23 protein-coding genes are annotated in these 22,030 nt (G+C 73.1%); 11 read left to right on the top strand and 12 right to left on the bottom strand.

From position 1 onward, the window contains the following. Nucleotides 1-114: 114 nt before the first annotated feature. From ABTZ99_RS08690 to ABTZ99_RS08680, 3 genes are all read right to left on the bottom strand, one after another. Nucleotides 115-2,178 (bottom strand): HelD family protein, encoded by a 2,064-nt coding sequence (locus ABTZ99_RS08690; RefSeq protein ID WP_499609607.1) that lies wholly within the window; start codon nt 2,176-2,178, stop codon nt 115-117. A gap of 158 nt (nt 2,179-2,336) precedes the next feature. Beyond that, nucleotides 2,337-3,062: a phosphatase PAP2 family protein gene (locus tag ABTZ99_RS08685; RefSeq protein ID WP_499609605.1), complete on the bottom strand. Its 726-nt coding sequence runs from the start codon at nt 3,060-3,062 to the stop codon at nt 2,337-2,339. 339 nt (nt 3,063-3,401) lie between these two features. Beyond that, entirely contained in the window at nt 3,402-4,199 is a 798-nt protein-coding gene (locus ABTZ99_RS08680; RefSeq protein ID WP_498782667.1) for an SAM-dependent methyltransferase, read from the bottom strand. 176 nt (nt 4,200-4,375) lie between these two features. Between ABTZ99_RS08680 and ABTZ99_RS08675 the strand changes: the two genes are divergently transcribed. Together ABTZ99_RS08675 and ABTZ99_RS08670 are read left to right on the top strand one after the other, a co-directional pair. Then, nucleotides 4,376-5,698 (top strand): cytochrome P450, encoded by a 1,323-nt coding sequence (locus ABTZ99_RS08675; RefSeq protein WP_499609603.1) that lies wholly within the window; start codon nt 4,376-4,378, stop codon nt 5,696-5,698. A gap of 17 nt (nt 5,699-5,715) precedes the next feature. Beyond that, nucleotides 5,716-6,723 (top strand): alpha/beta hydrolase, encoded by a 1,008-nt coding sequence (locus ABTZ99_RS08670; protein WP_499609600.1) that lies wholly within the window; start codon nt 5,716-5,718, stop codon nt 6,721-6,723. A 36-nt stretch (nt 6,724-6,759) separates the two neighbouring features. Here ABTZ99_RS08670 and ABTZ99_RS08665 read toward each other — a convergent pair whose 3' ends face one another. From ABTZ99_RS08665 to ABTZ99_RS08655, 3 genes are read right to left on the bottom strand one after another with little or no spacing between them, the layout of a single operon-like run. Beyond that, complete coding sequence (locus ABTZ99_RS08665; RefSeq protein ID WP_498782561.1) at nt 6,760-7,122, bottom strand: hypothetical protein; 363 nt, start codon at nt 7,120-7,122, stop codon at nt 6,760-6,762. Between the two features lie 33 nt (nt 7,123-7,155). Next, on the bottom strand, nt 7,156-7,581 hold the full coding sequence (locus ABTZ99_RS08660; RefSeq protein WP_499609598.1) for a DUF6188 family protein: 426 nt from the start codon (nt 7,579-7,581) through the stop codon (nt 7,156-7,158). 43 nt (nt 7,582-7,624) lie between these two features. After that, nucleotides 7,625-8,599: a GNAT family N-acetyltransferase gene (locus ABTZ99_RS08655; protein ID WP_499609595.1), complete on the bottom strand. Its 975-nt coding sequence runs from the start codon at nt 8,597-8,599 to the stop codon at nt 7,625-7,627. A gap of 250 nt (nt 8,600-8,849) precedes the next feature. Between ABTZ99_RS08655 and ABTZ99_RS08650 the strand changes: the two genes are divergently transcribed. Then, the gene (locus ABTZ99_RS08650) at nt 8,850-9,950 is read left to right on the top strand and encodes a BMP family lipoprotein (RefSeq protein ID WP_498782669.1); all 1,101 of its coding nucleotides are present in this window, start codon (nt 8,850-8,852) and stop codon (nt 9,948-9,950) included. A gap of 51 nt (nt 9,951-10,001) precedes the next feature. Here ABTZ99_RS08650 and ABTZ99_RS08645 read toward each other — a convergent pair whose 3' ends face one another. Further along, the gene (locus ABTZ99_RS08645; RefSeq protein WP_499609592.1) at nt 10,002-10,757 is read right to left on the bottom strand and encodes a DUF2306 domain-containing protein; all 756 of its coding nucleotides are present in this window, start codon (nt 10,755-10,757) and stop codon (nt 10,002-10,004) included. 149 nt (nt 10,758-10,906) lie between these two features. Between ABTZ99_RS08645 and ABTZ99_RS08640 the strand changes: the two genes are divergently transcribed. From ABTZ99_RS08640 to ABTZ99_RS08620, 5 genes are all read left to right on the top strand, one after another. Continuing rightward, nucleotides 10,907-11,887, top strand: coding sequence for a TetR/AcrR family transcriptional regulator C-terminal domain-containing protein (locus ABTZ99_RS08640; RefSeq protein ID WP_499609589.1), 981 nt, complete (start codon nt 10,907-10,909; stop codon nt 11,885-11,887). A 99-nt stretch (nt 11,888-11,986) separates the two neighbouring features. After that, nucleotides 11,987-12,301, top strand: coding sequence for a lycopene cyclase domain-containing protein (locus ABTZ99_RS08635; RefSeq protein WP_499609587.1), 315 nt, complete (start codon nt 11,987-11,989; stop codon nt 12,299-12,301). Then, complete coding sequence (locus tag ABTZ99_RS08630; RefSeq protein ID WP_498782573.1) at nt 12,294-12,620, top strand: lycopene cyclase domain-containing protein; 327 nt, start codon at nt 12,294-12,296, stop codon at nt 12,618-12,620. Before ABTZ99_RS08635 ends, ABTZ99_RS08630 begins: the two co-directional genes overlap by 8 nt. Beyond that, the gene (locus tag ABTZ99_RS08625; RefSeq protein ID WP_499609585.1) at nt 12,598-13,314 is read left to right on the top strand and encodes a class I SAM-dependent methyltransferase; all 717 of its coding nucleotides are present in this window, start codon (nt 12,598-12,600) and stop codon (nt 13,312-13,314) included. The genes ABTZ99_RS08630 and ABTZ99_RS08625 overlap by 23 nt, the downstream gene beginning before the upstream one ends. Continuing rightward, nucleotides 13,311-14,885: an FAD-dependent oxidoreductase gene (locus ABTZ99_RS08620; RefSeq protein ID WP_499609582.1), complete on the top strand. Its 1,575-nt coding sequence runs from the start codon at nt 13,311-13,313 to the stop codon at nt 14,883-14,885. Before ABTZ99_RS08625 ends, ABTZ99_RS08620 begins: the two co-directional genes overlap by 4 nt. Before the next feature lie 13 nt (nt 14,886-14,898). Here ABTZ99_RS08620 and ABTZ99_RS08615 read toward each other — a convergent pair whose 3' ends face one another. Beyond that, on the bottom strand, nt 14,899-15,339 hold the full coding sequence (locus ABTZ99_RS08615; protein WP_498782579.1) for a MarR family winged helix-turn-helix transcriptional regulator: 441 nt from the start codon (nt 15,337-15,339) through the stop codon (nt 14,899-14,901). A 60-nt stretch (nt 15,340-15,399) separates the two neighbouring features. Here ABTZ99_RS08615 and ABTZ99_RS08610 point away from each other — a divergent pair, with 60 nt between their 5' ends. Beyond that, complete coding sequence (locus ABTZ99_RS08610) at nt 15,400-15,942, top strand: hypothetical protein (RefSeq protein ID WP_498782581.1); 543 nt, start codon at nt 15,400-15,402, stop codon at nt 15,940-15,942. Between the two features lie 47 nt (nt 15,943-15,989). Here the strand turns inward: ABTZ99_RS08610 and ABTZ99_RS08605 are convergent, their stop codons facing one another. From ABTZ99_RS08605 to ABTZ99_RS08590, 4 genes are all read right to left on the bottom strand, one after another. Further along, nucleotides 15,990-16,856 carry a MerR family transcriptional regulator gene (locus tag ABTZ99_RS08605; protein ID WP_499609579.1) on the bottom strand — a complete coding sequence of 289 codons (867 nt, stop codon included), beginning with the start codon at nt 16,854-16,856 and terminating at the stop codon, nt 15,990-15,992. Between the two features lie 11 nt (nt 16,857-16,867). Then, a complete protein-coding gene (locus tag ABTZ99_RS08600; protein ID WP_498782585.1) occupies nt 16,868-17,152 on the bottom strand; it encodes a WhiB family transcriptional regulator in 285 nt (94 codons plus the stop codon). An 81-nt stretch (nt 17,153-17,233) separates the two neighbouring features. Further along, nucleotides 17,234-18,196, bottom strand: coding sequence for a DUF5914 domain-containing protein (locus tag ABTZ99_RS08595; RefSeq protein WP_499609577.1), 963 nt, complete (start codon nt 18,194-18,196; stop codon nt 17,234-17,236). Between the two features lie 92 nt (nt 18,197-18,288). Beyond that, nucleotides 18,289-19,215 (bottom strand): phytoene/squalene synthase family protein, encoded by a 927-nt coding sequence (locus ABTZ99_RS08590; RefSeq protein WP_499609575.1) that lies wholly within the window; start codon nt 19,213-19,215, stop codon nt 18,289-18,291. A gap of 148 nt (nt 19,216-19,363) precedes the next feature. Between ABTZ99_RS08590 and ABTZ99_RS08585 the strand changes: the two genes are divergently transcribed. Both ABTZ99_RS08585 and crtI read left to right on the top strand, forming a co-directional pair. Beyond that, nucleotides 19,364-20,470, top strand: a complete 1,107-nt coding sequence (locus ABTZ99_RS08585) for a polyprenyl synthetase family protein (protein ID WP_499609572.1) — start codon at nt 19,364-19,366, stop codon at nt 20,468-20,470. Nucleotides 20,471-20,485: 15 nt separating this feature from the next. Further along, entirely contained in the window at nt 20,486-21,946 is a 1,461-nt protein-coding gene (gene crtI, locus ABTZ99_RS08580) for a phytoene desaturase family protein (protein ID WP_499609706.1), read from the top strand. The last annotated feature ends 84 nt before the right edge of the window (nt 21,947-22,030 follow it).

Below are 22,030 nucleotides of genomic sequence, written 5' to 3'. Positions count from 1 at the left end.
CTCCCACATCGGCCGCTTCGATCGACGGCCAGTTTTCCACGGCCGGACCCGCCGCCACCGGGCGTTCGTCGATCTTGGTCGCCGATCGGCGAACGCCCGTCCACCACCGCGTCGTCAGCGCCGCAGTTCGCGCATGGCCGACAGTTCGGCCGGTGGTGGTCCCGGGTGGACGACGCCCAGCCGGTGGGTGGCCCTGGTCATGGCGACGTAGAGGTCGTGGTGGCCGAGCGGCGCCGCGTCGAGGATCGCGGTCGGGTCGACGATCAGGACCGAGTCGAACTCCAGTCCCTTGGCCTGGCCGGGACCGAGCAGCACCACCTCGTCGGTCAGGTCCGCCGGCGTCTTGAGGGACAACGCGGTCGCCAGGGCGTCGAAGTGGGTCGGTGGGGCGATGACCGCGAGTCGGCCGCCGGTCCACGCCCGGGCCAGGTCGGCGACGACCTCGGGCAGGTCGGCGGGAGTCGTGCCGACGCGCCACGGGGTTTCGCCGGTCGACCGGACCGACCGGGGCGGTCGCAGTCCGGGGTGGTGGGTGGCGAGCAGGTCCGCGGTGGCGGCCATGACCTCCGCCGGGGTGCGGTAGTTGACGGTGAGCTCGGCGAGCCGCCAGCGGTCGTCCACGTGCGGTCGCAGCACGTCCGCCCACGAGGAGGCGCCGGCCGGGTCCCCGGTCTGGGCGAGGTCGCCGACGATGGTCATCGACCTGGTGGGGCACCGGCGCATCAGCATCCGCCAGGCCATCTCGGACAGCTCCTGCGCCTCGTCGACGACCACGTGCCCGAAGGTCGTCCGGCCGTCGCCGTCGCGGCCGATCAGGGCCTCCGCCTCGTCCAGCAGCGGGACGTCCGCGGCGCTCCAGTCCCCCGCGGGCTTGGCGAGCAGGTCCGCCACCACGCGCTCCGGGGTGAGCGGCGGCCACACGTCGTCGAGCGCGACCCGGACGCCGCGGTCGGCGAGCAACGAGTCCCGCAGCGCGGCCCGGTCGGCCTCGTCCAGCACGTCCCGTCCCCCGCCGGGATCGTCCTGGTCGATCACCACGCCCGCGGCCGCCAGCGCGCGCAGGTCCGCTTCGCCGAGCCGCCCGTCGGCGCTGCCGCCGTCGATCGCCTCGCCGGTGTCGGTGAGCACGACGGCCTCCAGCTCCTCGACCAGCCGCCGCGCGAGCACGTCCACGACCTCCCGGTGGAAGACCAGCCTGGCCCGGTTGTGCGGGAGCCCGGTGCGGGCGGCGTTCCGCACGGCACGGCGGCAGGTCTCCGGGTCGAGCCGCAGCACGTGCCGCTCGAACCAGACGTCCACCGGCTCGTCGGGAACCCGGACCCGCGCGCGGACCGCGGCCGCCAGCCGGTCCGCCATGCCCGCCCGGCCCTTGAGCTCGGCGGCGCCGGGTGGGTCCACCCGGCTGACCTCGACGTCCGCGCGCAGGTCGGCGATGGTCGCGGTCACCACGCCGTGCTCGCCCAGGCCGGGCAGGACCTGGCCGATGTAGTCGAGGAAGATCCGGCTCGGGCCCACGACCAGCACACCGCGCGTGCGCAGGTGCTTGTGCCGGTACAGCAGGTAGGCGACGCGGTGCAGCGCGACCACAGTCTTGCCCGTGCCCGGACCGCCCTGCACGACCAGCGCACCCCGGTACTCGTCCCGGACGATCCGGTCCTGCTCCGCTTGCAGGGTCGCGACGACGTCGCGCATCCGGCCGGTCCGGTCCGCGCTCACCGCCGCCACCATCGCCGCCTCCCCGACCAGGCCTCCATCGGCGCCCGCGACGTCCGGGTCGAGCAGTTCGTCGTCCAGCGCGACGACCACCCGGCCACGCGTGCTGATCCGCCGACGACGCCGCAGGCCTTGTGGAGCGGCCGCGGTCGCGGTGTAGAACGCCTGGGCCGCGGGCGCGCGCCAGTCCACCAACAACGGCTCGTCGTCCTCGTCCCGGAACAGCCCGAGCCGGCCCACGTAGACGCGGCGGCCGTCGCGCAGGTCCATCCGCCCGAAGCACAGCCCCTGTTCCACGGCGTCCAGCCGGGTCGTTTCCGCTTCCCAGACGGCGACCGCGTCCCGGTCCGCACCGGCGCGCCGGGCCGCCGCCAAGTGCGCCGCCGCCTCGTCCCGCAGGGCGTCCACCCGTGCGTACAGGCCCGCCACGTAATCCTGCTCGCTCTCGACCTCACTGCCGCTCACGTCCCGCGCCCCCACGAATCGACGATCAGTGGCGTCGAGGATGCGCGGCGAATCCGCCGAGGAACAGTCTTGTTCTTCCCGGCGGCCTCAGCCGCGCCGGTCGGGCGGCACGCCGGTCCAGCGGAGCGTCCACATCGGACAGTGCCGCCGACGTGCGGTCAGCGCCCGCCGCCCTGACGGGGGTCGCGCCGCCCGGGCAGCGGTGGCCGCCGGAGTCGGCGGGTCGCGGTCAGGTCGGGCGGCGTGGCGTGCAGCAGCCGGCCCAGCCGGGGGTGGTCGCCGGACCTCAGGACCAGCGCGGTCAGTCGGGGCGTGCCGAGCCGGAGGACCGACCACGCCACGGCCGCGCCGAGCAGCAGGCCGACCACCACGTCGCGCGGGTAGTGCACGCCCACGAACACGCGGGAGAACACCATCAGCAGGGCCATGGCCGCCACCCACGGCAGGAGCGCGCGCCACGCGAGGGCCAGGCCGACGGCCGCCGCCGACGCGATCGTGGCGTGGTTGCTGGGGAACGACCAGTCACCCACCTCGGGGCACCGCGCGATGATCGCGTCCACCGGCAGCGCGCGGCACGGGCGGTCCGCGTCCACCAAGGTCTTCAGCAGCTCGCTCACGACGTACGCGACGACGGTCGACGCGGGCGCGAGCAGGGCCGCGGCGGTGGCCTCGGAGTCGTTGCGACCGCGCGCCCGCCACCACGTGAGCACGAACAGCGCGCCGAACAGCAGCAGGCCGACGTCGGTGTACCAGGAGAAGATCCCCCGCACCCACGCCGGCGCCGCACCCGCCACCTCGACGATCCCGTCGTACAGGTCGCTCCCGGACCGGGTCGTCCCACCCCACCGCACTTCGTCACGTCCCCTCCACCGACCCGCGTCCACGGGTCGACTCCGCTCGATGCGAAGTTAGGAGCGAGACAGGGGCGGGCGCCGCGCACTTCCGGCACGGACCTGACCCCACCTTCGACACCGACCACACTTGACCTTCGTCAAGTCGCGCCGGTCAGGGGCACGGAACCACCCACGGGGAGACTCCTCAGTGCGGGCCAACCGTCCCACCACCCCTACCTGACGCGCCGCGTCCTGCACCTCTTCGAGCACGGGGTGCTCACCCGCGCGTGGAGCGTCCTCACGGACGCCGGTGCCGCGAGCGCGGTCTTCGAGGTCAACGCCTCGCCGGGATCTCGGCCGGCCGGAGCGTGCCGGCGGCACGCGGGCACGTCAGGGCTTCCGGCCGACCCCGCCGTAGATCACCATGTTCATGCCCGGGGTCTCGGACATGTCGCCGGGACCGCCGGGCCGCCACGCCGCGCAGCCGACCAGGCCGGGCTCGACCAGCTCGAAGTCGCCGAACAGCGCCAGCACCTGGTCGTGCGAGCGCTCGTTGAGCTGGTCGGCGCTGCGGCTGTCCTTGATCAGGTCCGTCACGTCGGACAGGCCCTCGTCCTGGTTGTCGGCGGTGACGTGGGTGATCGCCAGGTGGCTGCCGGGCGCCAGCGCCTCGCGGTAGGTCGCCATCAGCCGCCACGGGTCGGCCTCGTCGGGGACCCAGTGCAGCATCATCAGCACCAGCAGGCCGATCGGCCGGTCGAAGTCGAGCAGCCGCCGGGTCTCCGGGTGGCCGAGGATCGACCGGGGGTCGCGCATGTCGGCGTGCACGACGGCCGCGCGGTCGTTCTCCGCCAGCATCAGCTCGCTGTGCGCCACCGCGATCGGGTCCTTGTCGACGTACACCACGCGGCACTCGGGGTCCTCGGCCTGGGCGACCTCGTGCACGTTGGCCACGGTCGGGATGCCGGAGCCGATGTCGAGGAACTGGGTGATGCCCCGCTCGACCATGTGCCGCACGGCCCGACCGAGGAACGCCCGGTTCACCCTGGCCGCGGACCGGGCGTCGGGCATGATGCGCTCGACCTGCACCGCGAGGTCGCGGTCCACCGCGAAGTTGTGCGCGCCGCCCAGCAGGTAATCGTACGTGCGGGCCATGCTCGGCACCGAAATGTCGACGCTCTGGGGAATCCACTCCGGTTGCACCACTGCGAACACCCTTTCGGAAAGAGGGCATCATCCTAACCAGCCGGTCGATAGCGTCATTGCGACACCCGAGTGCGCGCAGTCACCCGATCGGGCACTGTCGACCTCACCCGAACGGCTTCTATGGTGGGCCGTCCCGACAACAGAGGCGAGGAGCGGATATGTCCGTCCCGGTGGCCCCGGGTCGCCTTCCCGTGCTCGGCCACACCGTGTCGATGTTGCGCCGCCGACACCTGTTCACCGCATTATTGCGGAATCACGGCGACGTCGTCCGAATTGACCTCGGCACGATGCGGACCTACTTTGTGACGAATCCTCGATTAGTCCACGAGCTTCTCGTCGCCAAGGGGACGTCGGTCAGGAAGGGCGCCTTGTTCGACAGGTTCCAGCCGATCTTCGGCAACGGTCTGGCCACCTCGAACGGCGAGTTCCACCAGCTCCAGCGCCGGATGGTGCGGCCCGCGTTCCACCGCAACCGGATCGCCCACTACACCGGGACCATGGCGCGCGCGGCGGCCGACTGGACGGCCGACTGGCGCCCCGGCCAGGTGCGCGTGGTCGAAGAGGACGCGCAGGCGCTGGCCGTCACCATCGTGGGCGAGGCGCTGTTCTCCACCGAACTGGGCAAGCGCGCGGTCGACGAGGTGCGCCGGTCGCTGTTCACCGTGCTCAAGCAGGGCATGATCCGCGCGCTGTCGCCGTCGTTCGTCGAGAAGCTCCCCCTGCCGGGCAACCGCGCGTTCGACCAGGCCATCGCGCGCATGCGGGCGATCGTGCTGGAGGTGGTGCGCGGGTGGCGGGTGGACGGCGTCGACCGGGGCGACCTGCTGTCGGTGCTGCTGACCGCCCGCGACCCGGACACCGGCGCGGGCATGTCCGACGAGCAGGTCCACGACGAGGTCATGACGCTGCTCGTCGGCGGCGTCGAGACCACCGCGCTGGCGCTGGCCTGGACGTTCCACGAACTCGCCCGGCACCCGGAGGTCGAGCGCCGCGTCCACGCCGAGGTCGACGAGGTGCTCGGCGGGCGCGCACCCACGTTCGCCGACGTCGGCCGCCTGGTCTACCTCCGGCAGGTCGTGAACGAGGTGCTGCGGGCGTACCCGGTGTGGTTCCTGATGCGGCGCACCCTCGCGCCCGTGCGGCTGGGCGACGTGGCGCTGCCCGCCGGCGCCGAGGTGATCTTCAGCCCGCACGCCCTGCACCACGACCCGGCGTCGTTCTCCGACCCCCACCGCTTCGACCCCGACCGGTGGTCCCCCGAACGCGCCGCGCTGATCCCGAAGGGCGCGTACGTCCCGTTCGGCGCGGGCACGCGCCAGTGCGTCGGGAACCTGTTCGCCCAGACCGAGATCGCCATCGCCGTCGCCACCGTGGCGGCCCGGTGGCGGCTGGTACCCGTGCCGGGCAAGCCCGTGCGGGTCAAGTTCACCTCCGCCGCCTACCCCAGCGGGATGCTGATGACGGCGGTTCCCCGGAACTGAGTTGGAGGATGTCGTCCGTGGGTTCGTTGCGCTTGCGCCGGATCGTCGCCGTCGCGCTGCTCACCGCCGGGTTCTGCCTCGCACCCGGCACGGCGGGCGCGGAGCAGACCGCGTGCGAGGACGTGAGGGTGCCGGTGCGGGTCGCCCTGGCGGTGCACTCGGTGTACGGCCGGCTGTGCGTGCCGCCGGGCGCCACGACGCTCCAGGTGCTGGTCCCCGGTGGCACGTACAACAGCGCCTACTGGGACATCGGCCACGTCCCGGAGACCCGGTCCTACCGGCAGGCCATGAACCGGGCCGGCATCGCGACCGTCGCCGTCGACCGGCTCGGCAGCGGGCGCAGCTCCAAGCCGTTGAGCGTCCTGCTCGACCTCTCCACCCAGGCCAGGGCGGTGCACGCGGTGGTCGGGTCGCTGCGGCCGCGGTTCGACCGGGTCGTGCTGGTCGGCCACTCGATCGGCTCGGCGGTGGCCACGATCGAGGCGGACACGTACCGGGACGTGGACGGCGTGGTGATCACCGGGCTCACGCACCGGATCAACCTGCCGGGCGCCGTGCCGGTGTTCACCACCCTGGTCCCGGCCGCGCTCGACCCGCGCACGCGGGCGCACGGCCTCGACCTCGGTTACCTGACCACGATCGCCGGTTCCCGGCACTCGTCGTTCCACGCGCCCGGCGTGGCGGAGCGGGGCGCGCTCGACTTCGACGAAGCCACCAAGGACGTCGTCACGCCGGCGGAGACCGTGGGCACCGTGCTGATCAGCCAGCTCGTCCCGGTGTCACGGCGGATCACCGTGCCGGTCATGGTCGTCATGGGCGGCGGCGACGGGAACTTCTGCGGCCCGCCGCTCGGCGCGGACTGCTCGTCCAGCGAGGCGCTGCGCACGTCGGAGGGACCGTTCTACGCGCCCGAGGCCCGGTTGAGCGCCTACGTCGTCCCCGGCTACGGGCATTCGCTCAACTTCTCGCCGAACGCGCCCGGCTACCACCGCGCGGTCGCCGAGTGGACCAACGGGATCGGTTGACCGGGCGCCTTCCCGACCACCGTCCCGGACCGCTGCTCAGACGGAGAACTCCACCCCGGCCGCCCTCAGCTCCAACCGGAGTGCCGCCAGCGTGATCTCGCAGTCCGAGCCGCCCTCGACCGGAACGTGGCTCAGGTCGTGGAACAGGGCCGCGTCGTCGGGGTGGTGATCGAGACGGGTCGCCTCGAACCGGGAAACGCCGGTGAACGCCAACTCGAACGCACGCCCGCTCATCGGGTGGGAAAAGCGCAGGCGGACCGTGCCGTCAGTGGTGATCACGACCTCCACGACGTCGGCTTCGTTGTGGAGGTCGACCACGCCCAGAGCCGTTCCCTCGCATTCGACGATCCCGGCGTCCAACGCCCACGGCCGCATGCCGCGGAACACCGCACCCGACAACTCGACACCTCCCAAGATCCGGTCGCGCTCGTCTCAGAGCATCAGGCGGTCCTGCCACACCGCCAGGCCGCCGCCCGGAGTGGACACGACCAGCAGTGTGGCGGGGCCGGACAGCATCCACGGCTCGTACTCCCGCGAGCTGTCGACCGCGAGCCCGCTGCCGTCGGCGAACGACGCCGTCAGGCGCCCGTCGTCGAAGGCGAGGGCCTCCGTGACCGACGTGCGGGTGCAGGCGAGCACCGGGCCCAACCCGGTCGGGTCGGTCTCCGGTCGCAGCACGACCTCGACGCCCTCGGCCGACACGAAGGCGAAGTCCTCCTCGATCCGCAGGTCGTAGGTCCCGTCCGGGGAGTCGAAGAGGAAGGTCACCGCGTGGTCGACGCGGCACTGGGCGACGGACAGCCCGGCCAGGGGCAGGCGCCAGGCGTCCTCGCCGGCCCGGACCAGACCCGCGGTCACCGGAGCCACGACGGCCTGCGGGGGTCGGCGGCCGGCCGGTGCGTCATGCTTCGAGCGCCCAGCGCACGTGCCGCATCGTCGGCGTGAAGCCGGCCCTCTCGAAGATCCCCGATGCGCCGGAGGGGTCCGCCGAGTCCACGCTCGCGCAAGCGCGGTCGTAGCCCTGGTCGGCGACGGCACGCAGGGCGTGCCCGATCAGCGCGCCGGCGACACCCCGCCGCCGGTGCTCCCGGAGCGTTCCGACGAGCATGAAGCGGGCGTCACGACGGCCGGTGGCCACCGTGTCGGCCTCCCAGTGCATGGTCACCAGCATGCCCACCCCGGCCCCGCTCGCCACGTCGCGGACCAGGAAGCTCGCCTCCGGCCTGAACGTCTGGTTGGTGATCTTGTTCCGCCAGGCGTCCACGGGCATCGGCGCCGAGCCCCAGCGGTCCCTGAACGACTCGTTGCGGATCGACCGGAACTCCTCGTCGTTGCGCGCCGACCACGGTTCGACCCGCAGGCCTTCGGGGATCGCCGCGTCCGGGACCGCGTCGCCGAGCGGGTGCTCCAGGTACCGGTAGTAGCGGACCGGCGCGAAGCCCCGGGAGCGGACGAGTTCGGGCACACCGGCGATGTGCTCGACCTTGTGGACGTCGACCACGAGCTTCAGCGCGGGGTGATGTCGCCCGTGCACCGCCTTCGCCGCCGCCACCCCTGCTTCCACCAGCGCGGCGCCGATGCCGCGGCGGCGGTAGCCCGGGTGGACGCCGCCGTCGAGGAACACCCGGTGGACCTCTTCCGCGACCGGCTGGTAGCGGATCTTCATGTACCCGACCATCACCTCGCCGTCGAAGGCGGCGAGGCTCGCGCGCTCCAGGTCCGCGTAGGGGTCGACCAGCTCCTGGAGGGTGTCCTCCTCGGTGTAGTTCTCGCCGATCCGGTCCACGGTCTCGATGGCGTTGAGGAGGTCGGCCGACGCCTTGGCGTCCTCGCGGGTGAGCGGCCGCCACGTGAGCGAGGCGGATTGTTCGTCCATGCGGCGCACAGTATTGCCCGCGCGTCGGGGTTGTCGCTCGGTTTCCGGTCCGTCGCCGGACCGAGTGCCGCACGCGTTCCCAATAGGTGAACGCTCGTCCGAACGGTCACGGTGAGCAAGGTACGGTCCGTCGCGCGAGCCCTGATACCCCCAGCGGGGGGAGTGTCCGCTCGACGAACTGGGAGGGAACCGAGCCGTGCGCCGTCCTGTCCGTGGCACCGCTGTGGCCGCTATCGCGCTGACCACCCTCATGGTCGTGAGCGCCTGCGCGAAGGACTCCGGTGGCAGCACCGGGTCGACCGACGTCGCCGGCGCCGCGTGCGAGTTCGCGACCCCGCCCAGCCCGCCCGCCACGTCGAGCGCCGGCGCCGCCGACGACGCCAAGTCCGAGGACAAGGTCGACGGAAGCGGGCTGAAGATCGGTCTGGCCTACGACATCGGCGGCCGTGGCGACGCGTCGTTCAACGACCTCGCCGCCGCCGGGTTCGACCGGGTGATCAAGGACTTGGGTGTCGCCAAGGAGAACACCCGGGAGCTCTCCGCCGCCCCGAACGAGGACGAGTCGGTGAAGCAGTCCCGCCTGCGGCAGCTCGCGCGCGAGGGCTTCGACCCGATCGTCGGCGTCGGCTTCGCGTACACCGAGGCGCTGCGGGTCGTCGCGCCGGAGTTCCCGGACGTGGAGTTCGGTCTGGTGGACTCGGCCGTCGAGGGCGCGGCCAACGTCACGCCACTGGTCTTCGCCGAGCAGGAGGGCGCGTTCCTGGCCGGGGTCGTGGCCGCGTACCAGAGCAAGAAGTGCCACGTCGGCTTCGTCGGCGGCGTCGACATCCCGCTGATCCACAAGTTCGAGGCGGGCTACGTCCAGGGCGCGAAGGCCGCCGCGCCGAAGATCGTGGTGGAGAAGAAGTACATCACGCCGGCCACCGACTTCACCGGCTTCCAGGACCCGGCGAAGGGCCTGGAAACCGCGAAGGGCCTCATCGAGAAGGGCGCGGACGTCCTCTACCCCGCCGCGGGCGCGTCCGGCATCGGCGTCTTCTCCGCCGTGAAGCAGGCGGGCGTGCTGGCGATCGGGTGCGACGCCGACCAGTACAACCAGCCGGCGCTCGCGGACACCAAGGACGTCATCGTCGCGTCGAGCCTCAAGCGCGTCGACGTGGCGGTGTACGACTTCTTCAAGGCCGCCGCGAAGAACGACCTGGCCTCGTTGCCGGACGTCTTCGACCTCAAGGTGAACGGCGTCGGTTACGCCACGTCGGGCGGCCGGATCGACGCGAACCTCCAGGGCATCCTCGAGGGGTTCAAGGCCCAGATCATCGAGGGCAGGATCAAGGTCTCGGACAAGCGCTAGTCCGTGCCGCCGGGCGTTGCGGGCCAGCGTCCCGCAACGCCCGGTGGCCCATCACCGGACCTGAGCGGTGGCGTCCGCGCCGCGAGGCGGCCCCGTGCCACCGGCGGCCTGGCGGCGGGCGGCGGGCTTGCGGCGTTCGAGCACCCAGTCCGTGATCAGCAGCAGGAGCAAGGGGCTGAGCCAGACCCCGATGCTCGCTGAGCTGTACTGGAGCAGTTCCCGGCTGCCCTTGAACGTGGTGTCCAGCTGCGGCATGAGCACGATCGTGGCGATGATGGTGACGACCCGGCTCAACGTGATCGACATGCTGAGCGCGAAGCTGCGCGACATCCACCTGCGGTGCTCGCCGTAACGGCGCCGGCGGGCCATCCGCAGCCCCATGATCGTGACGGCCACCCACAGGGCGGAGCCCACGAGGTTGGCCACGCGCACGGAGGGGCCCGCCGCGGTGTGCCAGCCGATGTAGAGCCCGAGCACTCCGGCGGGCAGCACACCCGCGAAGACGTAGATCCGGCCGGTGATCCGGTGCCCGCGCGGGTGGCTCGCGCGGAACGAGGGCCAGACCTGGAAGCAGGCGGTCACCATGGCCACCGCGCCGAAGAGGACGTGCCCGACCAGCAGCGGGTAGTAGAGGTCGTCGCCCTCCGGCGGTCGCAGGCGGGACAGGGACGGGTCGAAGGTCAGGTAGGGCGGCACGGAGAAGGCGAGGAACACCGCGGCCACCGTCATCAGCGGCGCGATCCACGGGCGACGCCACCAGGCTCGCGCACGGTCGGGCGCAGCGGCGCGCGGCGCGGTCGAGGTCATGACGATCCGTCCATGGTGGGACGGGCAGGCGGGTGCGTACACCGTATTGGCGACATGCGTACACCGTATCGACGAGGCACGCAGAGATCGCGTTTTACGGCTCCGAAGTGCACTAGTACCTCGAAGAACTGGACTAGTACGATTTCGGCATGTCGTCACCACGGCCGAACCCTCCCTACCTGCGGATCGCCGCGGAGCTCCGCGCCCGGATCCTGACCGGCGACCTGCGGCCCGGCGACCGGATGCTCTCCACCCGGCAGATCGCCCAGCGGTGGGGCGTGGCCGTCGCGACCGCGACCAAGGTGGTGGCGGCCCTTCGCGACGACGGCCTGGTGGAGACGAAGGTCGGGTCCGGCACGGTGATCAGCGCCCGCACCGACCCGGCGCGGTCGACCGACCGGGCCGTGCGGGCGGGCGTCGCCCGGCAGGCGTTGAACCGCGAGCACGTGCTGCGCACCGCCATCGCGATCGCCGACGCCGAAGGGCTCGACGCGGTGTCCATGCGGCGGCTGGCGGCCGAGCTCGGCGTCGGCCCGATGTCGCTGTACCGGCACGTGGAGAACAAGGACGAGCTGGTCGCGCAGATGGCCGACGTGGTCTTCGGCGAAGCGGACCTGCCCGTCGAAGGGCCACCGGGGTGGCGCGCCAAGCTGGAGCTGATCGCCCGCCGGCAGTGGCGGCTGTGCCGACGGCACCTCTGGCTGCCCCGAGCCGTCTCGTTCACCCGCCCGCTGCTCGTGCCCAACATGATGGCCCAGACGGAATGGGTCCTGCGCGCGCTCGACGGGCTCGGACTGCCCATCGGGACACGGGTCCGCGAAGCGCTCACGCTGCACGCACTGGTGATCACCGCGGCCCTGCCCCTGGCGGACGAGGTCGAAGCCGAGCAGGAGACCGGCGTGCCGCTGGACCGGTGGTGGCTGGCGCAGCGCGCACGGGCCGACGAACTGCTCGCCGGTGGGCAGTTCCCCTTGCTGGCAACGATTCCTCAGGGTGTGGCGTCCGATTTGGACCAGCTCTTCGAGTACGGCCTGGCACGTCACCTCGACGGGTTCGCCGCCCTGCTCGGGGATCGGGCCGACCCGCGACCGCCCGACCGGCGACGTTCCCCCCGATCGGGCAAGCCGTAGTCCGCCCGGGTGCCGATCACCCGGTGGTCGCGGCCGCTTGTCATGCGGACCCACGTGCGTGCTCTTACTGTCGACGACAGGCAGAGCCGCGGAGGTGCGATGAGAAGCCAGTACGAGTACGTGGCCGTGCTCGCCGTGTGTTTGCTCGTCACGTTGCCGTTGGAGTGGGTGGGCCGCGGTGTGTACCGCCGCGGTCCGGACGTGGCCCGGACGGTCCTGCCCGTGCTGCTGGTGCTGGTCGTGTGGGACGTCGTGGCGATCGCGCGCGGGCACTGGAGCTTCCACCGCGACGGCACGACGGGCGTGGTGCTGGGCGGTGTCCTGCCGATCGAAGAGGTGTTGTTCTTCGTCGCCATCCCGCTCTGCGCCTTGCTGACCTACGAAGCCGTCGGCCGGTTGTTGCGCGATGGCTAGGGAGTACCTGCTGGCCGCGACCACCGCGGCGGTCCTGGTGGTGCTGTGGGAGCTGCTGGTCCTGCGCACGGGGTTGTTCCGACGGGTCGTCTACTGGGTCACGATGGCGATCGTGCTCGGCTTCCAGGTCCCGGTGGACGGGTGGTTGACCAGGCTCGACGCGCCCGTCGTGCTGTACGCGGACTGGGCGATCAGCGGGGTGCGGGCGCCGTGGGACATCCCGGTCGAGGACTTCCTGTACGGGTTCGCGATGGTGACCGCGGTGCTGCTGCTGTGGGAGCGGAGGAGGAGTGCGCGTGACTCGGCTGACCGCCGCTGACGTGCCGGGGTCGTTCGACCGCGCGGCGCGGGGCTACGACCTGCTGGTCGGGCTGAACCCCGGTTACCACCGGGCGTTGCGGACCTCGGCGCGGGCGCTCGGCCTGCGCGGACGCGGCGCCGGGCTGCGCTTGCTGGACCTGGGCTGCGGCACGGGCGCGTCGACCGCGGCGTTGCTGGACGTGGCGCCGGAGGCGGAGGTCGTCGCGGTGGACGCGTCCGCCGGGATGCTCGCGCGGGCACGGGCCAAGCGGTGGCCGGACACCGTCGCGTTCGTGCACAGCCGGGTCGAGGACCTGGAGGTGCGCGGGCCGTTCGACGCGGTGTTCGCCGCCTACCTCGTGCGCAACCTGACCGATCCCGACGCCGCGCTGCGGGCCGTGCGCGGGCTGTTGAAGCCGGGTGCGCCTCTCGTGCTGCACGAGTACTCCGTGCGGGATTCCCTGCCGCGCACGGCGATCTGGACCGCGATGTGCGGACTCGTCGTCGTGCCGGCCGGGTGGCTGCTCACCGGCGACCGCTCGCTCTACACCTACCTGTGGCGCAGCGTGCTGCGGTTCGACGGCGCGGGCGCGCTGCGCGACCGACTCCGGCGCACCGGGTTCGTCGGCGTGCGCAGCCGTCCGGTGCCGGGGTGGCAGCTCGGGGTCGTGCACACCTTCGCGGGGCGTGCGCCGGAACGGGAGCGCCCGTGAAGCCTCGTGACCGCAAGGCGGTTCGCGTCGCCGCACCCTCGGGTCGCACGCGGTTCGACGGGGACGCGCCGACGGTGGTCGTGGTCGGCGCGGGCATCGCGGGGCTGGCCGCCGCCACGATCCTCGCCGAGCGCGGGGCCCGGGTCGTGGTGTGCGAGCGCGAGCACCACCTCGGCGGCCGGGTGGGCGGGTGGCCGACCCGGCTCGCCGACGGCAGCGAGGTCACGATGACGCGCGGCTTCCACGCGTTCTTCCGGCAGTACTACAACCTGCGCTCGTTGCTGCGCCGGGTCGATCCCGGCGGTCGGGCGCTGGTGGGCCTGCCCGACTACCCGCTGTGGCACACCGGCGGGCACCGGGACGGGTTCGCCGGGCTGCCCACGACCTTGCCCTGGAACGCGCTGGCCTTCCTGCGCCGCAGCCCGACGTTCCGGTGGTCCGACCTGCCGTCGGTGGACGCGCGGGCGGCGTTGCCGCTGCTGGACGTGTCGGTGCCCGAGGTCTACCGGGAGCTCGACGGGCTGGACGCGGCCACCTACCTGGAGCGGATCCGCTTCCCCCGGCCCGCGCACGCGCTGGCGTTCGAGGTGTTCTCGCGCAGCTTCTTCGCCCACCCGAGCCGCATGTCGGCGGCCGAGCTGGCGGTGATGTTCCACGTCTACTTCCTCGGCTCGGCGGAGGGCCTGCTGTTCGACGTGGCGGCCGACCCGTTCCCGCACGGCCTGTGGGAACCGCTCGGCCGCCACCTCGCCGAGCTGGGCGCCACCGTGCGGCGGGGCGTCGAGGTGCGGTCGGTGCGACCCGGCGGGACCAGGCGGTTCGCGGTGGACGTGGCCGGTGACGTGCTCGACGCGGACGCGGTCGTGCTGGCCGCCGACGTGCCCGGGCTGCGCCGGGTCGTGGCCGCGTCACCCGGGCTGGGTGACGCCGCGTGGCGCGAGCGGATCGCGGACCTGCGGACCGCGCCGCCGTTCCTGGTGTCGCGGTACTGGCTCGACCGGCCGGTGGAACCCGACCGCCCGGGTTTCCTCGGCACCAGCGGGTACGGGCTGCTGGACAACGTGAGCGTGCTCGACCACTACGAGCACGAGGCGCGGGCCTGGGCCGCCCGCACCGGCGGCTCGGTGGTGGAGCTGCACGGGTACGCGCTGCCGTCCGACGAGCCCGATCCCCGGGCGCGGCTGTGGGAGCAGCTCACCGAGGTCTACCCGGAGACCAAGCGGGCGGGTGTGGTGGACGAGCGGCACGAGCTGCGGGCCGACTGCCCGCTGTTCCCGGCGGGAGGGTTCGCCCGTCGACCCACCGTGGGCACCCCGGACGAGTTCCTCGTGCTGGCGGGCGACCTGGTGCGGATCGACCTGCCCGTCGCGCTGATGGAACGCGCGGCGACCACGGGGTTCGCCGCGGCGAACCGGCTGCTGAGCCGGTGGGGCGTCGCCGGGACGGAGCTGTGGAGCGTGCCCACCGCGGGTCGGGGTCCTCTGCTGCGCGCCGTCGCCCGCCGGTGGGGCCGGACCCCGGCGCCCGACGACCCGTCCCAGCACCGCGACGGCACTGGTGGGGACGGGTAGCCGAGACGGGTGGTCAGCGGCTGTTCTCGCCGGACAGCAACCGCTCGACGATGTCCTTGAGCGCCTTCGCGTCGTCGGGGCCCAGGCGGTCCAGCAGGTGACGACGAGTCGAGGCGTCCAGGGTCGGCACCGACGCGTCGACCGTGCGCCGTCCCGCCGGTCGCAGGGTGACCTCGACCCCGTTCGCGACCTTGCCGCGCTCGATGTAGTCGCGCTTCTCCATCCTGGTCAGCTGGTGCGAGAGCCGGGTCCGGTCCCAGCCCAGGGCTGCGGCGATGGCGTTCTGCCGCAGTGCACCGCCCGATTCGTGCAGGCACACCAACACACTCAGCTCTGCCTCGGAGAGCCCGGACGCCGTGGTCATGTCGGCGATGACCGCGGCGCGAACCGTCTCGTACGCGCGCTTCCACAGCAGCCACAGCTCGGTCGACTCACCCGGACCAAGTGTTGACATGTCAACACCACCCTTCTACGGTTCGACCCTACAAGGCAGCCGAACTTAAGGACTTCTTCGATGCTCGCCAGCCGACGGCACCACGCCGACCTGCGCTTTGCGGCACTCCTCCCGCTCGTGCTCTTCCTCCCGGCCGTTGTCGCCTTCTTCGTGGACCCGCGCGTGGCGTGGGGCGAATACCTGGGCGTCTTCTTCCACCTCTCCATCCTCTTCCTCGTCTCGCGCCTGGACGCGGCGCCGTGGGCCAAGGCCGCCGGCTACGGCTGGGTGGCACTGGACGTGCTCGCCGGCATCCTGATGATCAACGACGTCGCGCACGACACCGCCTGGGCGGTCCGGCTCGGCGGACACGTCCTCGCCGGCGTCTGGATCGTGTCGAGTTCCCTGGTCGGCAAGACGTGGCCGGTCCGCGCGGTCGGCGTGGTCACGGGCGTCTGGCTCGCCGCGTACTCCTTCGTGGGCAACGTGCTCCCGGAATCGTTCTTGCGTCCGGCCGGCATCTTGATCCTGGTCTGGTTCGCCCTCCTGGCGATCTTCCACCGATCACCCGAGGAACGCGCGGCGGCACCGACGAGTTCGACCCCGGTGGCCGGGGCGGTGTGACGCGAGGACGGTGCGGCTACCTACCCGCACCGGTGCCGGCCACGCCACTAACCGCCAAGCGGGTCCACGACCAGGCGCACGGCGTCGGCCAGCGTGGCCGGCCGGCGCACGGACTCGGGCAACGACAGCCCTTCCCAGCCGGGGCCCGCGGCCAGGAGCACCGCGTCGGTGCTCCGCCCCAGTTCCCCGATCGGCACGGCGGCGGCGAGGTCGACGTGGTGCGCCCAGACCACGACCACCGCCGGGCGCAGGCGTTCCAGCGCGTCGCGCAACGCCGTCGACGGCACCCGCGCGCCGAGGCTGCGCCACCGGCGGTCCGCTTCGGACAGTGCGGCACCGAGTGCTTCCAGCGCCAACGTGTGCTGCTCGTCCGGTGCGCACGACAGCAACGCGGTCAGCACGCCGTCGCGCTCGGGGTGGGGCACCGCGCGCAGCGCGTGCAGCAGGCCCGCGCTGGCCAGGTGCTCCACCTCGATCCCGGCGCCGCGCTTGCGCACCCGCTCGCCCAGTTCGACGAGGAACGGCGCGAGCACCTCCTGCCAGGCCGCCACGACACCGTGCCCGGCGATCAGCTCGGCCGCCAACCGCCGCACGCGCGGCTCGTCGAGGCGGTCGGCGGCGGCCAGGAACCCGCGCCGGGCGGAACGGGCCGCGGCGGCGGTGAGCTCGGGCCTGGCAGGCGGCGGCGACGCCGGGGCGTGCTCCAGCGACTGCCGGGCCGCGGCGGCGGGCGCGACGCCCTGCGCGGTCAACGCGATCATGCGCCGCAGCCGGTCCACCTCGTCGTCGCGGTAGCGGCGGTGCCCGCCCGCCGTGCGGTCGGACGGCCCGAGCCCGTAGCGCTGGTCCCACGTGCGCAGCGTGGTCGGTGAGATGCCGAGCATCGCCGCGACCGCGCGGGGTGTCCAACTCATCGACTGCGGGCTCACTTCCTGGCGCGTTCGGAGAGCATAGCCCGCAGTTCGCTCTCACCCAGGCCGCCCCAGATGCCGAACGTCTCGTGCACCTCCAGCGCGTGCTCGCGGCACTCCCGCATCACCGGGCACCGGTGGCAGATGGCCTTCGCCATGGCTTCGCGCCGCTCACGGGCGGAGCCGCGCTCGTTGGGCGTGTGGAAGAAGTAGGTGCTGTCCATGCCTCGGCACAGACCGGAGAGCTGCCAGTCCCAGGACTCGGCGACGGGGCGGGGCAGGCGGGAGAGCTCGGGCATGGCGCACGTCCTCGGCGAGTCGGCGATGCTGACGGACCCCATCGTAAAATCGACTCAGAACCGTTTCAACTTGAGGGTGTCTCAGCCGGGCAACACGCCCTTCGACCGGAGGGCGTAGCGGCGCTCGGCGTAGGCGAGGTCGTCGCGCCACAGCCGTGCGGCGGCCCGCCGCATCACCGGCCGGATCGCCGGCGCGGCCCTGCTGACCAGCGCGAACCCGGGTCGATCGGAGTGCGCGAGGGTCGCCTCGACCACGGCCGTCCGCCCCTCGCCCAGCGGGGTGGCGTGGGTTTCGACCACGCTGCCCTCACCGACGCCGGCGACGATGCGCATCACCACCGTGCGCGGTTCGGGGCAGGTGAACTCGGCGGTCACCGGCACGCCGAGCCTGCCGACCACCCGGAACGTCACCTCGACCAGGAACCGGTCCCGCTCCTCGGTGGGCGTCTCCAGCACCCGGAGGTTCGCGAACGAGTAGGGGTGGAACCACGCCCCGTGCCACGGGTCGAGCCGGTTCGCGATCACGTCCTCGGGCTCGCAGCGGCCGATCAGCGTGGTGACCGCGTCGAGCCCCCTGCCCGCCGGACGTGCGGGCAGAACCGGTTCGGGCAGGGGTTCCTCGCCGCCCACGTCGTCCAGTCGCACCCAGACGAGCACGCCGTCGTCGTGCGCGGGGAACGGGCTCCACCCGCCGAACCGCTCTCCGCCCAGTGCCAGCCCGTGCCACCGGCAGACCAGCCTGCCGCCGCTGACCGCGCCGTCGCACAGCGGCGCACCCAGGTGCGGGCACGAGCCGGGACCGGCCACCGGCACGTCGCCCGGCCCGCGCCACAGCACCACCTCGCGCCCGGCGACGGTCCGACCGAACGGCCGGTCCCGCACCACCTCGCGGCTCGCGGCGACCACGAACCAGTTGCCGGAGGGCCGGGCGGTGGCGCGTTTCAGCGCCGTCTCGATGAGCGCGGGTTTCGCGTCCCGCCAGGTCGGTTCCTGCTGCGACCAGGGCGGGCTGGTGAACGCGCGCAACGGCAAGCGGTCGGGCATGTCACTCCTCAGGTGGTCAGGCCGTGCGGGCGAGGACGGCCCTCGCGAACGCGCGCAACGGCAGACGGTCGGGCATGTCACTCCTCAGGTGGTCAGGCCGTACGGGCGAGCACGGCCCTCGCGAACGCGGGCAGCGCGACCGCGAGCCGGCGGCCGTTCGACACCGCGACGCGCCGGGACAGCACGTCGCAGTCCGCTTCCTCGACCAGGTCGAGGATCCGGCCGTAGAGCCGGTAGGCGGTGCTCACGCACGGTCGCGAGCGCGGCGCGAGCATCGCGATGCCCGGCAGCGCCCGGGCGTACTCCTGGCGCGTGCGCCGGACCTGGTCGCGCAGGGCCGCCCGGACCCGGTCGTCGACGCGGCCGGCGGCACGGGCCCACGCCAGCCGGTCCCGGTCGACGCCGAAGGCCGCCAGCTCGTCGGCGGGCAGGTACACCCGGCCGCGGTCGAGGTCCTCCCCGACGTCGCGGATGAAGTTGGTGAGCTGGAAGGCGATCCCGAGGGCGGCGGCCGCGGGCTCCGCCTCCTGCCTGGGCACGACCGTCCCGAGCACCGGCAGCACCTGCAGGCCGATGACCGCCGCCGAACCGTGCGCGTACCGCATCAGCTCGGCGCGGGTGGCGTAGTCGGTGACGGTCAGGTCCATCCGCATGGACGCCATGAAGTCGCGGAAGTGCGCGGTGGGGATGTCGTACCGGCGCACGGTGTCCAGCAGCGCCGTCACGACGGGATCGGCACTCGTGCCCAGGTCCAGCGCGGAGGCGAGGTCGGCCTCGACCGCCGCCAGGCCCTCGGCCTTGCGCGCCGGTCCGCTGTGGACGTCGTCGACGATGTCGTCCACCCGCCGGGCGAAGCCGTACAGCGCGTGCACGGCGGGCCGCTGCTCCGGGCCGAGCATCCTCGTCGCCAGGTAGTACGTGCGGCCGTGTTCGGCGTTGAGCGCGCGGCACCGTCGATAGGCGTCGCGCAGCTGTGGTTCGGTGATGCCCGCGGCATCCAGTTCCCGGTCTGCGGACATGCGTGGGCGTCCTTCCCGCGATGGCACCTCCTCACGCTAAGTCGGCCCGCGACCCACCGCACAACCAACGCCGCTCGTTGTGCGGGACGCGCGTCGCGCTGCTTAGCTCGATCCGCAGAGCCCCGACCCACCACGCGAGGGAGCGACGATGTCGCTGTTGGCCGGCGTCGACACCCGCACGCCCACTCCCCCGGCGCCCGACTCGTTCGCGGCGCGGTTCGCCGGCGAGCTGGACGACTTCTTCCGCACGCGCCCGGAGGTCGACGCCGCAGGGGAACTGGCCGAGGAGGTCCGCGCGCTGGCCCTGGCCGGCGGCAAGCGGATCAGGCCCGCGTTCGCGTGGTGGGGCTGGCGGGCGGCGGGCGGCGAGGTGCACGGCGACACGGCCGAGGCCGTCGTGCGCGCGCTCGTGGCGCTGGAGCTGTTGCAGTGCTGCGCGCTGGTGCACGACGACGTGATGGACCGCTCGGCGACCCGGCGCGGCAGACCCGCCGTGCACGAGGCGTTCGCCGCGCGGCACCGGCGGTCGCGGTGGTCGGGCAGCGCCCGCCGCTACGGCGACTCCACCGCGATCCTGGCCGGCGACCTCGCGCTGGCGTGGGCCGACGACGCGCTCGTCACGGCCGGGCTGCCCGCCGACGCGTTGCAGCGCGCGTGGCGGCCGTGGCAGCGGATGCGGACGGAGATGATGGCCGGTCAGCACCTCGACCTGCTCGCGGTCGCGGGCCGGGACCGGTCGTTGGAGGGCGCGTTTCGGGTCGCGGCGCTCAAGACCGCCGCGTACACCGTCGAACGGCCGCTGCACCTCGGCGCCGCGCTCGCCGGCGCGCCGGTCGACGTGATCGAGTGCCTGCGCGTGTTCGGCCGCGACATCGGCGTGGCGTTCCAGCTGCGCGACGACCTGATCGGCACGTTCGGCGACCCGGCGGTGACCGGCAAACCGGTGGGCGAGGACCTGCGCGAGGGCAAGCGCACCCCGTTGATGGCCATCGCGATCGCCCGGGCCACCGCGGCGGGCGACCACGCGGCGGCGCGGACGCTGCTCCGCTGCCTCGACGGCGGACCCGTGCCGGACGGGACCGTGACCGCCGCGCGGGCGCTGCTGATCGACCACGGCGCCGCGGAGGCCGTCGAGGAGCACATCGAAGCGCTGACCGCGAGCGGTCTCGCCGCGCTCGACCGGGCGGCCGTCGACGACGTCGCCCGAACGCACCTGAGGCAGTTGGCGGTCAAGGCCGTCCGCCGCCGCGATTGATCGGGGAACGCCGTGGTGCACGTGGTCAAGGGCCGCACGGACTCGGTCGTCGTGGTCGGCGCGGGCCTGGCCGGCCTGTCCGCCGCGCTGCACCTGCGCGGGGCCGGGCACGAGGTGACGGTGCTGGAGCAGCACGGCCACCCCGGCGGCCTGGCGGGCAGGTTGGACGTGGCCGGGCACCTCGTCGACACCGGGCCGACCGTGCTGACCATGCCCGAACTGCTGGAGGACGCGTTCGCGGCGGTGGGCGGACGACTCGCCGACCACCTCGACCTCGTGCCGCTGCACCCGGCGTACCGGGCGGAGTTCGCCGACGGCAGCGCGCTCGACGTGCACACCGACGCCGACGCGATGGGCCAGGCGATCGCCGGGTTCGCCGGCGACCGCGAGGCCGAGGGCTACCGCGAGCTGCGCGCCTGGCTGACCCGGCTGTACCGGGTCGAGCGCGACCGGTTCATCGGCGCGAGCTTCGACTCGCCGCTCGACCTGCTCGGCCGCGACCTCGTCACCCTCGCGCGGCTCGGCGGCTTCGGCTCCCTGTCCCGGGCGGTGGGTCGGTTCCTCCACGACGACCGGCTCCGCCGGGTCTTCACGTTCCAGGCGCTGTACGCGGGCGTGTCCCCCACCGACGCGCTCGCCGCCTACGCCGTGATCGCCTACATGGACACGATCGCCGGCGTCTGGTTCCCGCGCGGCGGCATGCGTGCGGTCCCGCAGGCCCTCGCCGACGCCGCCGCGGCGGCAGGGGTCCGGTTCCACTACGACACCGAGGTGGTCTCGCTCGACCGCACCGGCCCGCGGGTGACCGCCGTCCGCACGACGACCGGCCGCTTCCCGTGCGACGCCGTCGTGCTCGCCACCGGCGCCGCTCAGAGCACGCGGCTGCTGCGCGGCGAACCACGGCGCACGCTGCGGTGGTCGCCGTCGGCGATGGTGGTGCACCTCGGCGCGCGCCGGGTGGCCGAAGGGACGGCCCACCACACCATCTCGTTCGGCGCCGCGTGGGAGGCCACGTTCGACGAGATCATCCGGGAGGGCCGCCTGATGAGCGACCCGTCCCTGCTGCTCACCACGCCGACCCTCACCGACCCCGGGCTGGCCCCGGAGGGACGGCACCTGCACTACGTGCTCGCACCGTGCCCGAACCTGGACGCCGCGCCGATCCGGTGGGACGCCGTCGGACGCCGCTACGCCGCGGAGGTCGTGGACGAGCTCGTCGCCCGCAAGCTGCTCGACCCCGACGTCGAGGTCCTGTCCGTGACGACGCCCGACGACTGGGGGCGGGCCGGCCAGGCCGCCGGCACCCCGTTCTCGGCGGCGCACACCTTCACCCAGACGGGCCCGTTCCGCCCGCGCAACCTCCCGTTCCGCGACGGCAACATCGTGCTCGCGGGCGGCGGCACCACGCCCGGCGTCGGCATCCCGCCGGTGCTCATCTCGGGCAGGCTGGCCGCCGAGCGGCTTCGGCGGCGGTGAAAGAGCGGTCCGGCGGAGAGCGCGTCCCGATGCCGATCAGGCGCGGAATCGCAGAGATGCAAGGAATCGTCACTTTGCAATTCG

Origin of the sequence: Actinosynnema sp. NPDC002837 (assembly GCF_040295345.1) — a bacterium.
Taxonomy (GTDB): Bacteria; Actinomycetota; Actinomycetes; order Mycobacteriales; family Pseudonocardiaceae; genus Actinosynnema.
This window is presented reverse-complemented; position numbering and strand designations above follow the sequence as displayed.

Bases quoted from the DNA above. Each gene is read 5' to 3' on its own strand.
- ABTZ99_RS08675 (WP_499609603.1), top strand. From the start codon at position 4,376: ATGTCCGTCCCGGTGGCCCCGGGTCGCCTTCCCGTGCTCGGCCACACC.
- ABTZ99_RS08655 (WP_499609595.1), bottom strand. From the start codon at position 8,599: ATGGACGAACAATCCGCCTCGCTCACGTGGCGGCCGCTCACCCGCGAG.
- ABTZ99_RS08650 (WP_498782669.1), top strand. From the start codon at position 8,850: ATGGTCGTGAGCGCCTGCGCGAAGGACTCCGGTGGCAGCACCGGGTCG.
- ABTZ99_RS08645 (WP_499609592.1), bottom strand. From the start codon at position 10,757: ATGACCTCGACCGCGCCGCGCGCCGCTGCGCCCGACCGTGCGCGAGCC.
- ABTZ99_RS08640 (WP_499609589.1), top strand. From the start codon at position 10,907: ATGTCGTCACCACGGCCGAACCCTCCCTACCTGCGGATCGCCGCGGAG.
- ABTZ99_RS08635 (WP_499609587.1), top strand. From the start codon at position 11,987: ATGAGAAGCCAGTACGAGTACGTGGCCGTGCTCGCCGTGTGTTTGCTC.
- ABTZ99_RS08630 (WP_498782573.1), top strand. From the start codon at position 12,294: ATGGCTAGGGAGTACCTGCTGGCCGCGACCACCGCGGCGGTCCTGGTG.
- ABTZ99_RS08615 (WP_498782579.1), bottom strand. From the start codon at position 15,339: ATGTCAACACTTGGTCCGGGTGAGTCGACCGAGCTGTGGCTGCTGTGG.
- ABTZ99_RS08610 (WP_498782581.1), top strand. From the start codon at position 15,400: ATGCTCGCCAGCCGACGGCACCACGCCGACCTGCGCTTTGCGGCACTC.
- ABTZ99_RS08605 (WP_499609579.1), bottom strand. From the start codon at position 16,856: ATGAGTTGGACACCCCGCGCGGTCGCGGCGATGCTCGGCATCTCACCG.
- ABTZ99_RS08600 (WP_498782585.1), bottom strand. From the start codon at position 17,152: ATGCCCGAGCTCTCCCGCCTGCCCCGCCCCGTCGCCGAGTCCTGGGAC.
- ABTZ99_RS08595 (WP_499609577.1), bottom strand. From the start codon at position 18,196: ATGCCCGACCGCTTGCCGTTGCGCGCGTTCACCAGCCCGCCCTGGTCG.
- ABTZ99_RS08590 (WP_499609575.1), bottom strand. From the start codon at position 19,215: ATGTCCGCAGACCGGGAACTGGATGCCGCGGGCATCACCGAACCACAG.
- ABTZ99_RS08585 (WP_499609572.1), top strand. From the start codon at position 19,364: ATGTCGCTGTTGGCCGGCGTCGACACCCGCACGCCCACTCCCCCGGCG.